The organism is Rhizobium anhuiense, assembly GCF_003985145.1.
Classification (GTDB): domain Bacteria; phylum Pseudomonadota; class Alphaproteobacteria; order Rhizobiales; family Rhizobiaceae; genus Rhizobium; species Rhizobium anhuiense.
On sequence record NZ_ML133528.1, the window covers coordinates 1 to 13,936 of the forward strand.

The following is a 13,936-nucleotide window of genomic DNA, read 5'->3' on the forward strand; positions in this document are numbered from 1 at the left end:
TCCCCTCGCTGGCGTTCTCGGTGACGCTGTCGCTGGCATTGTCGACGATGTAGGTGTCGTCCCCCGCACCGCCGAGCAGCGTGTCAGCACCGGCGCCACCGTCCAGCGTATCGTTGCCGGCGCCGCCTAAGAGCGTATCGGTGGAGGCGCCCCCCGTGATCGTGTTGGCGAGCCCGTTTCCGATACCGCTGAAGGCCCCGGTGCCGATAAAGGTTAGGTTTTCGACATTGGCGCCAAGCGTGTAGCTTGCCGTGGCGCGAACCGTGTCGGTCCCCTCACTGGCGTTTTCGGTGACGACGTCGGCGGCATTGTCGACGAAATAGGTGTCGTTGCCAGTGCCGCCGATCAATGTGTCGACGCCAGTACCACCGGACAGCGAATCATTTCCGGCATTTCCCCAAAGCGTATTGTTCGCTTCGTTACCGACAATCGTATCGTCGCCGGAGCCGGCCTGAACATTCTCGATCAAGGAGGCAACGTTGTTGTGATAAAGAAGCGCGTTGAAAATGTTGCCGCGGGCGTAACCATTGTTCGGACCACCCCCCAGATCGGCCAACTGGCCCTGGGAAAAGACCGAGTACCCCCCTGCTCGCAAATCGATCGTGAGGTTGGTAGTATAAGCGCTCAAATCATAGGTATCGATTCCGCCGCCGTCCCAGATTGTCGCGAAGATGCGGTTGGCATCGGGCGTGATGGCCGCGACGCCGTTGACATAGGTGATGCCTTGGTTCGGATTCCACTTGTAAACGGTATTGCCACTGTTGGTCGTGTAGTCCGCACCATACATTTCCTGCAGGGCGGCGATGTCGAGCATCATGAAGCTTTGAGGCGCGCCGTCATGCTCGTATTTGTAGCCGCTTGTTGTATCGTCTCCAACAAACGTGCGGTAAGTCATGACCGTGTATTCGAGCGAATCGTAGGCACTCGGAACGACCGTTGAATTGTCGAAGTATATGGGCTCATGAGCATGTTTCAATCCCAGCGCGTGACCCAGTTCATGCACCAAGGTATGCCCTGCATAGTTGCCGAACTCCGGAAAGCGAAGATCTACCTCAGTGCCGGCATATGACGTTCCGAACCAGACGTCGCCGCCTGCCTCCGGAGTGTCTGGATAATAGGCCCATGCCGTCGGGGGCATCCATGACTGAGCGAACCGCACCGATGCGGTCTCCGCACTACCGGCCTGAAAGTTGGCGTTCGTAAATCCCTCAACGGAGAAACCGTCATTTGCAGTATTTCCGTAGGATTGCTCCATGAAGAACAAGGCAAAAGACTGCTGCTGAGAGGAAATCGCAGAGAAACCCCAATCTTTCTCGCCAGCATAGGAATACGATGTCGAGAAGGTGGGAAACGCATAGGTTATCGTTCCGTCCCAGGCTGTGCCGCTGAACAGCCCGTCAACTTTCTGATCCCCAGTCAAGCTGACGTTCTTCGTCGAAGTAATAAGGTTCGTCATAAAATCCCCGTTTGCCTAATCCACTCTGCCGTGCCAAATGCCGGTTCCCTCTGCTCCGCATGAGGGTGAAACTTCAACTACAAGTCTTATCTCGCTTCAGTAAGGTTTTGACCTAAGTAACTAACGCTCATGAAGGGCTTCCTCCGCGACCTCGATCAAAGGCGAGAAGACATATTCCAGGATCCTGCGCTCGCCTGTTCGAACCTCCGCAACTGCTGCCATGCCCGCGCTTAACTGGACGTTACTGCCATCTGCTAGAATTTGATCGGCCTCCAAACTCAATGTCACCGGAAAAACCAGGTTCTGCATCCTTTCGGCGCCGCCGAACGTTGTCTCCGACTGTCGTGCCGCAGGGTCGCCTTCACGACGCGCGGCATCGGGTTCCGGAATCGCATCGGCCGCAATCTTGATGACGCGGGCCGGGATCGTTCCGTAGCGTGTAAAGGGAAAGGCTTCGAGCTTGACGACAGCATCCTGGCCGACCTTGATGAAGCCGATGTCCTTGTTCAAAGCGTAAGCTTCGAGTTCCAGTGTGCTTCCCTCAGGCACGACACGCATCACGTCCTCGCCGACGGTCACCACTTGGCCCACACTGGTAATCGAGGATGCTTGCACCGTGCCGTCTATTGGACTGCGCAAAGTCATCTGCTCGCGAACATTTATGGCTTTCGCCAGTCGCTGCTCCAGCTCTTCGACCCGACGTTCCGCATTACCCAGCCGCTCGAGCTGATCGCCTAGGAATGCTCGTTTTAGCTTGTCCTTTTCCCGCGCAAGGACCTCGATACCAGCGGCGGCATCAGCGAGCTGACCTTCCTGCATAGCCAGTTGCGTCGCCTGCTCCTTCAATGTTTGCGTCGCATCGATCACGCTTGCCATGGTGCCGGCTTCCTTCGAAGCCAGCATATTGCGCATCGCCACACGCTCTTTCAGCGTTTCAACCAGCGAGTTCTGAGCCGCAACCGTCACCGTCAGACGATCGCGCTCCACTTCCTTCTGGTGCTTCTGAGCATCAAGCGACGCAACTGCGGCCTGGTATTGTTCGAGGTCGCCCCGCAGGATGCCTTCTTCACGACGACGCAATTCATCGGACGCGTCCGCATCCCATGAGATCGTTGGCGGCAGCCTGCCGCTCTCCTGAGAACGAACATAGTTTACCGCAGCTGTTCGGCGCCGGACCTCGGCGTTCACAGACGCCAGGCCTTTTGCCGCATCCGTCTCATCGGCAATAGCATCCGTCGGATCAAGCTCGAGGAGGATATCACCGGTCTTGACCTGTGTGCCATTTGATGGCGGAAGCGCCTTCACCTTACCCGTCAACAGCGGCTGAACAACCTTGACGCGGCCGGCCGGCTGAATCTTGCCCTGTGCGGCTGCGATGATGTCGATGTGGCCGATATAGGACCAGATCAATGCCGTTGTGACAAAGGCGCAAATGATCAAGATCAGCGCCAGGCGCACCGGCGAGGGTGGGGTCTCGAGGATTTCGATCGCCGGTGCCAGAAACTCATGATCGGATCGCTTGGCCGGGCGCGGCGCAGGACCGGCATATCGAACAGCTTGGACAGGTCCACTTTTCATGCGGCGCCTCTGTCATTCTGCAAGGCCCAAAGCCGCGCATAGAGCCCGTCCGGGCGCTTAAGCAGCTCGTCATGGCTGCCAATTTCCGCTATGCGCCCGTCTGCCATACCGATGATCCGATTGCAGGGCCGCACAGCTGCGAGCCGGTGCGCGATGATGATAACCGTTCGGCCGGCGGCGATCTGGCGCATATTGGTCTGTACGACCCGTTCGCTTTCATAGTCGAGGGCGCTGGTCGCCTCATCGAAAATCAAGATCGGCGGGGCTGTGGCAAGCGCACGGGCAATGGCGATCCTCTGACGCTGGCCGCCGGACAGGTTCGCGCCACGTTCTTCGATCATCGTGTCGTAGCCTTGCGGCAACCGCAAAATGAATTCATCCGCCCCGGCGAGCTTGGCAACCGCAATAACCTGAGCGCGGTGCATCGCCGGGTTTGAGAAAGCGATATTGTCGTGGATCGTGCGGTTGAACAGCAGATTCTCTTGGAGAACGACTCCTATGTGGCTTCGAAGCCAAGCGGGGTCGAGTTGTGATAGATCCATGCCATCCAGCAGGACCTGACCCTCTTCGGGGACGTAGAGACGCTGCACCAGTTTGGCAAGCGTGGACTTTCCGGAACCCGATGCGCCGACGATACCGATGATTTCTCCGGGTTTGATGTCCAGCGATACGTTTTTCAAGACTTCCGGAGAGCCGGGCCGATAACGGAAGGTGACATTTCGAAGTTCAATGTTCCCCCGTGGGGCAGGCAACGACAAACGGGAGCTTGGCTGACGCTCCATCGGCGTGTTCAGAATGTCGCCGAGCCGATCGACCGAGATCTGCACCTGCTGGAAATCTTGCCAGAGTTGGGACAACCTCAAAACCGGCTGGGTGACCTGCCCTGCGATCATGTTGAAGGCAACAAGCGAACCAACGGAAAGCTCCCCGTTCATCACGGCCCTCGCACCGAAAAGAAGAAGGACCGCCGTCGAAAGCTTGCTCACATATTGAATGGCATTTTGTCCGCCAGCGCTCAGCAGTGTCGTATCGAAGGCTGTTCGCACGTAAGCTGCGAGCTTTTCCTCCCACTGCGCCTGCATCACCGGCTCCACCGCGGCGGATTTAACCGTGTGGACACCGACGATCGCTTCGACCAGGAACTGCTGGCTTGCCGCTCCCCGATTGAACTTCTCTTTGACGAATTCGCGCAGCGGCGGTCGAACCACGATTCCGATCAGGAGGTAGATCGGGATCGCCGCAACGACAACCAGGGTCAAGCTCCAGGAATAGGCGAAAAGAACCGCGATGAAGACAAAAGTGAAAATGACGTCGAGCGCCGAAAACAACCCCTGCCCGGTCAGAAATGCGCGGATCGTTTCAAGTTCTCGAACGCGGGCGACGGTCTGGCCGGCTGATCGCGTCTCGAAGTACTCCAGCGGTAGCCGCAGGAGATGATGGAACAATCGTTGGCCGAGCTCGACATCGATCCGGTTCGTCGTGTGAGCCAGCGCATAGGCCCTCAGATATTGAAGCATGACATCGAAGAGACCAATGATCGCGATGCCTGCAACAAGCACGAACAACGTCGAATAGGCTTTGTGCGTCAGGACCTTGTCGACCACGACCTGGAAGAACAAAGGTGTGATGAGCGCGAAGATCTGCACAAACAGCGAGGCAAGCAATACATGGGCAAGCGGCTTTCGATAACGCCAGATCGATGGCAGAAACCACTTGAAGCCGAATTCTCGCGGGTCGGACCCTTCGCCTCTTATGCGCCGCCCCACAAGAATAACGCGCGCGTCGATTTCGGCTAGTATATCCGCAGAAGCGATTTCACGATCGACGCGTGTTATCGGATCGACGAGTCTGTACTTTCCCGATGGGTTCAAGCCGCCGAGCACCTGAAAGGAGCCGCTGCGCACCTGGACAATGGCGGGGACAGGCATGGCTCGAAGACGTTGCTCCGTGACCTTCTCCACGACACGCGCCTTAAGCCCGATGATCTTGGCTGCTCGCTGAATGTCGATGGCCTGGGACGTGCGCCCCTTCAACGCCAGATCGTGCTGCAGCTGAACCGGGTCGGCAGCAATGCGATAGAATGCAGCGATGCCGCAGAGCGCACGAAGACCGGAGTCCAGATGCTGCGAAAGGCTGCCATCCATGCGCGGAACTATTCCCCTGAAGCTACAGATTACCGCGCTCCACCGGCCCAACCGCCTGCTGCGGCTGCTTGCTGATGATGTAACTCACTCGGAAATACTGCGCCACGGGGGGATATTGGAGCTCGCCTGATTTCGAGCCGGTTGTGGCGAAGAAGCAACAACGCACCGACGGTAGCACAGTCTAGCTTCGCCGGGGGTGGCAACGGCTCGAGTCAGGGAGCAATCTTCGGCGCCTATGATGGGATCAAACCGCGCTCCGACACCCACTCAAACGTTGAGACAGCGCCCCGGTACTGGCCGACACCGCCTAACTCGGCGAGGCGTCAGGCCCACCGGCGGCTCTTTGAATTAAGCGGGCAACCACTTCAGTGCGGTTCTGCGCCTGCAACTTGCGCATAATGTGTTGCAAATGCATCTTGACCGTATGCCCCGACAAATTGAGTTTTCCTGCAATTACCTTATTTGAACAGCCGGATTGCAGCTCTGCGAGGACATCCGCTTCCCGGGGAGTGAAATCAGCAATCGCCAAGTACTGCGTCCTATCATCCAAGCATTTTTCGGCCTCATTTCTGGCCGGGCTATGCTCGCTCGAGCCGTTTGCAACAGCTCCCAATAGCTGCGGGAAAAATGTTCCTCCTGCCAGAACAAGGCGAAGACCGGCAAGGGCAATATCAACGGGAAGTGACGTCGAGAAAAAGCCGCGGATGCCTATCTCAAGCGCCTGACGGACTATGATGACGTCATCCGTACTTGAGAGCAACGTGATAGGAGCCTCAGGAAAACGTGCAGCAATTGCCGCGAGATCTTCCCGCAGGCTGGCGCTCTCGACATCTCTGCCAGCCAGATCCAATGCAATCAAACGCACCTCGGCTCCAAGAGCCCGATCGAGACTCTCGGTCGAGATCAAATCTATAAAGTTCCACCCGGCGAGTTCACGCTCAAGAAGCTTCACCACGGTGGTGCGCGCCAAAGTAGAATGCTCAATGATGATCACAGTTGGTGCATTGCGCCCCATACGGCGCTTGGTATTAGCAATGTCGGACACTTGCGCGCTCCCCAGATATTTGCAACGCAACAGCTGTTCATATTATTCCTGTTCTCATTACATGTCATGATAAAAAGTGAGTGTATTTCAGATATCAATAGTCTGATCTCTCACGATAATTCTTATAGTCTATAAGATTTGAGTGAGAGATGACTAGGCCTGCAGGGCGTATTTAAGAGATTGTTCATGAGGGTCTGCTGGTTCGACTTGTCGCTACAGACTTTCCATCCCTTCGCCGAATTCACGTACGGCAAGCGGGTCAACAAAGCTTTCAAAGGCACTGAAAAAGCAACCGATCTGCTACAGACCCATTTTGGAAGGAACCAGTGGAGATAACCAGCTGCCGATCGGCTCGGCTTTGTTTCCATATGTCAGTTCAAAACAGCCGCAGACCCAGACAGCAAAACGACAACCGAAAAAAGCGACAAAACCACAAGATCGCTGATTACCCATTATGATTAGTGAAACTACACCCTGATGAGGCATGAATACCCGTTGTTTCACGCAGGCAGCACTGCGCCGACGCTCCCAGATGCCGGGCGGCGGTCACGGCCTCTGGCGGCCGAAATCGGCGACAATACGGATGAGGTCGTGGAGAAATGTTCGGCATTGCGCGAGCCCGTCGGCACGAAAGCGGTTTCGTGCAGTCGAGCCTCCGCAATGCAAGCGCGGAGTCTATCCGCTAGCTATGCATGAAGCTCAGAATGTCGTCGACGAGAGCCGAATGGGCGTCCGTGAGATTACCCTCTCCGCCGTGGCCCGCGATGCCCGCCAACTGAAGCGCTTGCTGATCATAGAGAATATGATCGATCTGTTGGGCGTCCGCCGTCCCGCCGGCGGGAACGGCAATGTTGATGGGATGGAAATAGGCGAAATTGACGTCTACCATGCTGCCGGTTGACGATCCGGTCCCGCCACCGCCCCCCGCATGGTTGCCGGTGAAAATCGTATCCGACGACATGTTGAAGCCACCGCCATTGCCGCCGATGCCGGCGATCTGCACAGTGCCCTGATCGAAAATTGCATTGTTTGTCTGATGAGCGACCGCCGAGCCGCCCGCGGCGCCGACGGCGATGTTGATCGGTGAGAATATGGCCACGCTTACGTCGACCATGCTGCCGATAAAATATCCATCGCCGCCGTGGCCCGCATAATTGTCGCCGGTCAATGTGAGCGACGTTCCCGGGCTCAGCGACGCACCGTGGCCCGCGGCGTTGTGGTCTCCGCCCGAGCCGCCGATGCCGCCCATCTGGGTTGCGCCCTGCAGAAACAATGCATTGTTCGATTGCTCAGCGTGAGCCTCCGCGCCGGGGCCAGCAGCCACGGCCGTATTCACCGGCGCAAACACCGCGACTTCGGTGCTGACCAGTCCACCGTAGAAGAGGCCATTGCCGCCGGTGCCGGCATGATTGCCGCCGTCGCCGCTGCCGATGGCAACATTGCCGCTTCCGCCATTCCCGCCGATCCCGGCCATTTCGGTAGGATGCTGATTGATAAGCGCATCATTGCCCTGGAAAGCGTCGGCGCCCGAATGAGGCCCGGCCATCGCGGCATTCGACGGCATGAAGACGGCCAAGGCGTTGCTGCTGATCACGCCTTCGCTTATCCCGTCACCACCGCTGCCGGCAGAATTATAGCTCGGATTGGAAGCGACCTCCAATGGAAGCCAGGTCGGCACCAGTGCCAGATGCCCCGCGGCCGCATTAGGGGCGAGGTTTTGATCGGTGCCCGCCTTGGGCAAGTCTTCCGATAAGGAACGAGTTTCCGCCATTACCGTCTCCATTTCCGGTCAACCGCACGGCCACCGAGCGTGCGACGCTATGCAGCCTGAATTGTTCAGGCATTGTGCATCTGAACGCAACAAAAGCAGAGCCTGCAATTCGTCTACATCCCGTCGGCTAGTTCTATAGCCATTTGGCTGTCAGGGCCGCAGTGCTCCTTGTGCGAGTCTGCGAGCACTCAACGCCCGTTTGGGTTAGAGGCCCCCATCTTGCGCCCCCGTTCTCGCGGCGGGTCATGACAGTTTTTCAGCTCCAAGCGGGGCCTCCGCCAGGCGCGGCCTGATCAGCCCCGGGGATGCAGCCGGTTCGCTTGGACGGCCGTTGCTTCGAAAAACGGCATCGCTTCGACGAGGCCGCAGAAATGATCCTGCCCATACCAGCCGGGGTCAAATCACTCAGTACTAATCCAAATAACTCTCCATCACCTTCAAGTATACATCCGAAGGAATGCCGCCGAATATCTGGGTAGTTCGTAGATTAAATCGCAGGCAATATTCGTCCGCGGTTGTATTGGCTAGCGGTGACATGCTGGATACCCACGCCGTAAAAGTAACATGGACGAAACGAAGTAGAAGGAGTGACATCAATGCCTATTCCACAAATATCCGACACGATTCAACTCAATAACCCGGATGCTGGTGACGCGAAAGCCGGCAACGGCGGTGATGGCCACAACGATGGGAACATCAACTACAACCCAGTTGCATATGTAGACCCCGTGCAAAAGGTCTACGGGGCAACGACCGATCTGCACAACGGCGATCACGTTTGGCAGAAGGCAAGTTGGGACGCCGGCCATGGCGGAGACGGTGGCTTTGCTCAGGCCAAGAACGGCTTCCTGGCGGCGGTCACGAACAGCGGCGACGGCGGCGCGGGGGGAGATTCCAACTCCAACGGCAGCCAAGGAAACTCGAGCGGCGGCGACACGGCTGCGGTGGCTGCAGCTACGACCGCGACACAATATACGCAGCTTGTGGCCGATCAGCATGCCACCATCCTCGCAGGCGTCGGCGGCAACGGCGGCAACGGAAACAACGCTCTGGGCGGCGATATCTCGTCAGCTCTGGTGCACACGGATCCCGAAACGACGACGGTGAACAATTCTCTCGATCACTTCATAAACGCCTTCGGCCATATCGACGTCGACCATCTCGGCTCATGAATTCAGACTCTGAGGGTCGCCGGTTTCGGCTGGCGACCCTCCTGAATTGCTGAACCAGCACGCAGTCTTTTCTCGTCAGTATCAAATGCAGCGAGATCTGGTAATGACAACGATTTCCATCAAGCCACCGCGCCCGCCGACACAGCTTGTTGTCGCGCTCAGGGCCTGTGCCGGAGCCTTCGGGTTGGTCTTCCTCTATAGCTGCGGCTACAATCTCTTTCTTCTGGCGCCGTCCATCTATCTCCTGCAGATCTATGACAGGGTCCTGTCGAGCCGAAGCGCTGACACGCTCCTGATGCTGACGATGATCATCGCCGTCGCTGTGCTGGTCGGGTCGACGCTCGATATCGTGCGCAGGGCTGCGCTTTCGCGCCTCGGCAGCTGGCTGGATCACAGGCTACGGCCCATGGTGTTGACCGCATCGTTCGAATATGCCGCTCGCGCCGATACGGGAGCTGCTACGGAATGCTACAGGGACCTGGCCGCCCTACGCCAGTTCCTCGATTCACCGGCCAGCTCGCTGCTTTTTGACGTTCCCTGGGCGCCGTTATTCCTGCTCCTGCTCTTTCTTGTTCATCCGCTGCTTGGGACCATCGGTCTTCTGAGCGCAGTTGCACTTCTGCTGTTTGCGTTCATGACGGAACTGGCAACGCGGGAGCCGCTTGCCCACGCCAATCTTGCCCTTTCGAGGAGTTATCTGCGATTTGCGACCGCCCTCAAAAACATCGAGGTGATCCGGGCAATGGGCATGCAGGATGGCGCGGCGCTGATCGTCTATCGCGATGCAGAAATGGCGAGACGGGCGCAGGACATCGCGATGCATCGCACCGAGATCATTCTTGGTTTCTCCAAATCGATCCGCACACTCGCGCAGATCCTGATGATGGGATCCGCGACATGGCTGGTGCTCGCAAACGACGGCAGTCCCGGGATCATCTTCGTTGCGAGCCTGCTGCTCGGGCGCGGGCTCGCACCAATCGAGGGCGCAATAGGTGCTTGGCGCTCCTTTACGTTTGCGCGCAATGCCTTCAATCGCTTGAACAGAATGCTGATAGCAGTTGCATCGGACCGCGATGCTCGAATGGTGCCGCGACCGGAACCCAATGGCCTCGTTCTCGATAATGTCAGCTATTTCAAGCCATTCGCCAATCGGCCGATACTGACGGATATCACATTGCGGCTGGCGCCAGGCGATTGCATAGCGCTCATCGGTCCGTCGGGATCGGGAAAATCGACACTTGGCCGCATCATGGCAGGCGTTGTGCAAGCAACGAGCGGATGTGCCCTTCTCGGCGGGGTCGATATCTCGGCTCTGCGCCTTTGCGGCGGGACCTGCCATGTTGGATACCTGCCGCAGGACATCGAACTCTTCGGCGGAGCAATCAAGGATGTGATCGGCCGGCTGGACGGAGGAGACCCCGGCAAAGCGATCGACGCCGCAAAGCTCGTTGGGTTGCACGAAGCGATCATGCGGCTGCCGCAGGGCTACGAGACCGATATCGGTGAAGGTGGAAACCTGCTCCTTCGGGCTCAGCGCCAACAGCTGGGACTGGCACGGGCTGCCTATGGAAATCCGTCTCTTATCGTTCTCGACGATCCGAATTCGAGCCTGGATTATGACGGCGAACGCATGCTCTTTGCGGCAATCGAGCGCATGAGATCCAGGGGGATGATCGTCGTTATCATAACGCACCGGATGGGGATCCTGCCGATCACCAACAAGATTGCCATCATGCGCAACGGGACGGTGGCTGCCTTCGGCGACAGTGAGCGGATTTACGAAACCTATCTTCAACCACCGTCTCGAACAGGAACATAGGGGAACGCTGCCATGGCCCTTGTTCAACTGGAGACAACGCCGGCGAGATTTTCAAATTCGTCGAGGACGGGTCGGGAGCTGGTCGAACGACCGACAGCGACAGCCAAGCAACAGTCGGCCTATTGGCCGGTGATCGAGTCGAAACAGCGCGGACCCGCCGCCCCTTCTCCCATGCCGCGGCTCAGAAGTGTTGTCTGGACGGGGAACCTGTTGATCCTGACCTTCATCGTCGGATTGGGAATCTGGTCGGTTCTGGCGCCGCTGAAAAGCGCTGCAATTGCTTCGGGCGTTGTCGAGCCGGAATCCAGCCGCAAGACCATTCAGCATCTGGAAGGTGGAATTGTCCGACGGATCCTCGTTAAAAACGGCGATGCGGTCACGGCCGGGCAGATCGTCATAGAACTCGACGATACGAAGTCTCGCTCGGAGCGCGACAGCGTTCAAGGGCAACTTTGGGACGCCGAAGGAAGCCGTGCCCGCCTGCTTGCGGAGCAGACAGGCGGCGACCATGTCGCCTATCCTGAGGATCTCAGGGCAGCAATGGACAAATATCCTTCGGTCAGCGCCATTCTGATCGGGCAACAGAAAATCTTCGACGCCCGTCGCCGGGTCATGCAGGCGGAAATTCAGATCACCAATGAAAAAATCGCGCAGGTGCGGCAGGAAATCGTCGGGCTTGGCGCGCAGAAGGCAGCACTGGCCGACAGAGCCGCAATCTCGAGCCAAGAACTGGATCAGGTTACGGTCCTCACCGCCAAAGGACTGGAAAGACGGAGCAGGCTTCTCAACCTCCAGCGGGAAAAAGCAGACCTTGATGGCCAGCACGGTGCAGTAGAGGCACAGATCTCTCGCGCCTATCAGGTGATCAGCGGCTCACAGGCCGATCTCGCAAAGCTTGAGAGCGACCGGCTGAACGAAGTCGCCCAGGGCATGCGCAATACGGAAAGCCAGATCATGCAGTTGCGCGAACGCTTGCGGGCGATCGACGACCAACTGTCGAGGACCGATATCCGTGCTCCCGAAGATGGAACAATCATGAACCTGCGCATCCACACATCAGGTGGCGTGATCGGCGCGGGTGAACCACTCGTTGATCTTCTGCCACGCACCGATCGTCTTGTCGTGTCTGCCCACGTCAGACCGGAAGACATCAATCTCGTCCATCCGGGGCTCGAGGCACAGGTCCACCTCCTTCCCTACAATCAGCGGCGTGTTCCACTCCTGAAAGGTCGGGTCGAATATGTATCAGCGGACCGTCTCACCGATCCGCAGAGTGGCCAGCCCTATTTTGCCGCGACAATCCGTGTAACGGACGAGCGGTTGGCAAAAATGAGTGATGTCGAACTGGTCGCGGGCATGCCCGCACAGACACTGATCGAAACGGGCGAAAGCAGCGTGGCGCTCTATGCCGTCAGACCACTCCTCGACAGTTTCAACAGAGCATTTCGCGAGGACTGAGACCGTGATGGGCAAGAGAAAATTCGACGACGACCAGATTACGGGTATCCTGAAGGAGCACCAAGCCGGGGTGACGGTGGCGGATGTTTGCCACAAGCACGGGATCAGCGAGCCGACCTTCTATCGGTGGCAATCCTTGCAGTACGGAAATGTCGGTCTCTATGCCAAAAGGCTGAGAGCACTGGAGGAGGAAAACCAGAAGCTCAAGAAGCTTTTGGCCGAATCCATGCTCTCGGCGGCAACGCTGAGCGAGATGCTGGCGAAGACCTCGAAGGGGCGAAACTAAGGTCACGATGGACTTATGGATGTTCAGCCACAGTTCCAGATTGATCTTGAATTGTGGCCGCTACTCACTCCGTCATCGAGCGCAAGTGGCGGCTGTGGATGTGACGATGCCGTCGATGAGGATGAAGTTTGCGGAATGCGGAGTTTTGTCGTGGCCAGCCAGCTGTCTGCCGAAAAATACGCCTTGGTCCTTACCTGCGAACTTGACGTCGCCTTAAGGCCAAGAATGAAATTGAAGCTATTTTCGCTGCCGGCTTCGCGCGTAAAGCTGAGATAGGCGCCGAATTGTTCGTATTCGACATTGCGAAGGCTTTGGATCGACGCAAGCGCATCTTCGAAATCACGCCAGCAGGCCTGCTTCACAATGATCTCGAAAATGCGCAGGACAGCCGGAGCGAGACGCCCCTGGGCATCTGTCTGCGGCCCGACGATCTTGGCGCGGATCTCAACAATATCGCCCCTTTCATTTCCCCGAACCCTAACGAAGGTCGAACTGAGCGGTCGCACCTCGTCCCGTTCGTGGATGCGCTGAAAATAACATTCATAGCTGCGATTGCGCATCGATGCGGCTTTCCATTCGCTCATTTCGATGCCGGCCTCTCGAAGAGCGCCGCAGATATTTGGCCCCGCGAAGCGCCACGTCCGCAGAAACTGACTTGCCAGCTCCGGTTTCGGAACCTCGATCAGCTTCAGCGATATAGACGTCGGCGGAAGAGGAGAAGGAGCCGCCGTATCAGGGCGGACTGATATGCGTGATGATCGGGCGGCCTTATCGAGCGCTTGATACTCAAAGCGACCAGCCGGATCTTCGACGTGACGGATTTCATGGTAAAAAACAGCGATGCCGACAAGAAACAAAACGGGCATCAAAAGCGCCGACCAAAGCAGCCAGCGGCGGTTGCTCCGTAAGAGGAACCTCCAGTGCCGCGGCTGGCTGTCGCGAGGAGGACCAACTGCCGACGACACTTTATCCACGGCGATCCCCCGCAAGCTTACGACCAGCGGCGTCGGTCGGCGCGTGGCCAAACGGCCGCTGCGGCTAGTCTCTTCCGAGGCGAGCAACGATGTGAAAGCGGGCACGGTCGACTCACCTTCGACGCTGCGATTCTGATGCCGACTGTATAAATCGTCAAGCAGGAACCTCGGGGCCGCGATTTTCGGGGCGATGCGCTAGTAACGCGCGGACCCACATATGTCGAAAACAAGGT

At 57.7% G+C, this 13,936-nt stretch carries 9 protein-coding genes and 1 pseudogene; 4 read left to right on the plus strand and 6 right to left on the minus strand.

Annotation, left to right across the window (positions count from 1 at the left end):
* The 5 genes from EEQ99_RS19915 to EEQ99_RS19940 all read right to left on the minus strand — a co-directional run.
* On the minus strand, positions 1-1,456 hold a 1,456-nt coding region (locus EEQ99_RS19915; protein ID WP_127430958.1), incomplete at its 3' end, for a M10 family metallopeptidase C-terminal domain-containing protein.
* A 120-nt stretch (positions 1,457-1,576) separates the two neighbouring features.
* On the minus strand, positions 1,577-3,034 hold the full coding sequence (locus EEQ99_RS19920) for an HlyD family type I secretion periplasmic adaptor subunit (protein ID WP_063473914.1): 1,458 nt from the start codon (positions 3,032-3,034) through the stop codon (positions 1,577-1,579).
* Positions 3,031-5,178 (minus strand): type I secretion system permease/ATPase, encoded by a 2,148-nt coding sequence (locus tag EEQ99_RS19925; protein ID WP_063473915.1) that lies wholly within the window; start codon positions 5,176-5,178, stop codon positions 3,031-3,033. Before EEQ99_RS19925 ends, EEQ99_RS19920 begins: the two co-directional genes overlap by 4 nt.
* Before the next feature lie 307 nt (positions 5,179-5,485).
* Positions 5,486-6,193, minus strand: a complete 708-nt coding sequence (locus EEQ99_RS19930; protein WP_052213402.1) for a helix-turn-helix transcriptional regulator — start codon at positions 6,191-6,193, stop codon at positions 5,486-5,488.
* Between the two features lie 712 nt (positions 6,194-6,905).
* Complete coding sequence (locus EEQ99_RS19940; RefSeq protein ID WP_063473916.1) at positions 6,906-7,994, minus strand: hypothetical protein; 1,089 nt, start codon at positions 7,992-7,994, stop codon at positions 6,906-6,908.
* A gap of 596 nt (positions 7,995-8,590) precedes the next feature.
* On the opposite strand from EEQ99_RS19940, the gene EEQ99_RS19945 reads away from it, so the two are divergent.
* The 4 genes and pseudogenes from EEQ99_RS19945 to EEQ99_RS19960 form a co-directional block, all read left to right on the plus strand.
* Complete coding sequence (locus EEQ99_RS19945) at positions 8,591-9,166, plus strand: hypothetical protein (protein ID WP_028756841.1); 576 nt, start codon at positions 8,591-8,593, stop codon at positions 9,164-9,166.
* Positions 9,167-9,269: 103 nt separating this feature from the next.
* The gene (locus EEQ99_RS19950) at positions 9,270-10,985 is read left to right on the plus strand and encodes a type I secretion system permease/ATPase (protein ID WP_063473917.1); all 1,716 of its coding nucleotides are present in this window, start codon (positions 9,270-9,272) and stop codon (positions 10,983-10,985) included.
* Positions 10,986-10,997: 12 nt separating this feature from the next.
* Complete coding sequence (locus EEQ99_RS19955; protein ID WP_047616987.1) at positions 10,998-12,443, plus strand: HlyD family type I secretion periplasmic adaptor subunit; 1,446 nt, start codon at positions 10,998-11,000, stop codon at positions 12,441-12,443.
* A 7-nt stretch (positions 12,444-12,450) separates the two neighbouring features.
* Positions 12,451-12,708 (plus strand): annotated as a pseudogene (locus tag EEQ99_RS19960) (transposase); the annotation flags it as partial.
* A 44-nt stretch (positions 12,709-12,752) separates the two neighbouring features.
* Here EEQ99_RS19960 and EEQ99_RS19965 read toward each other — a convergent pair.
* Positions 12,753-13,595, minus strand: coding sequence for a DUF6030 family protein (locus tag EEQ99_RS19965; protein ID WP_049810886.1), 843 nt, complete (start codon positions 13,593-13,595; stop codon positions 12,753-12,755).
* Positions 13,596-13,936: the final 341 nt, after the last annotated feature.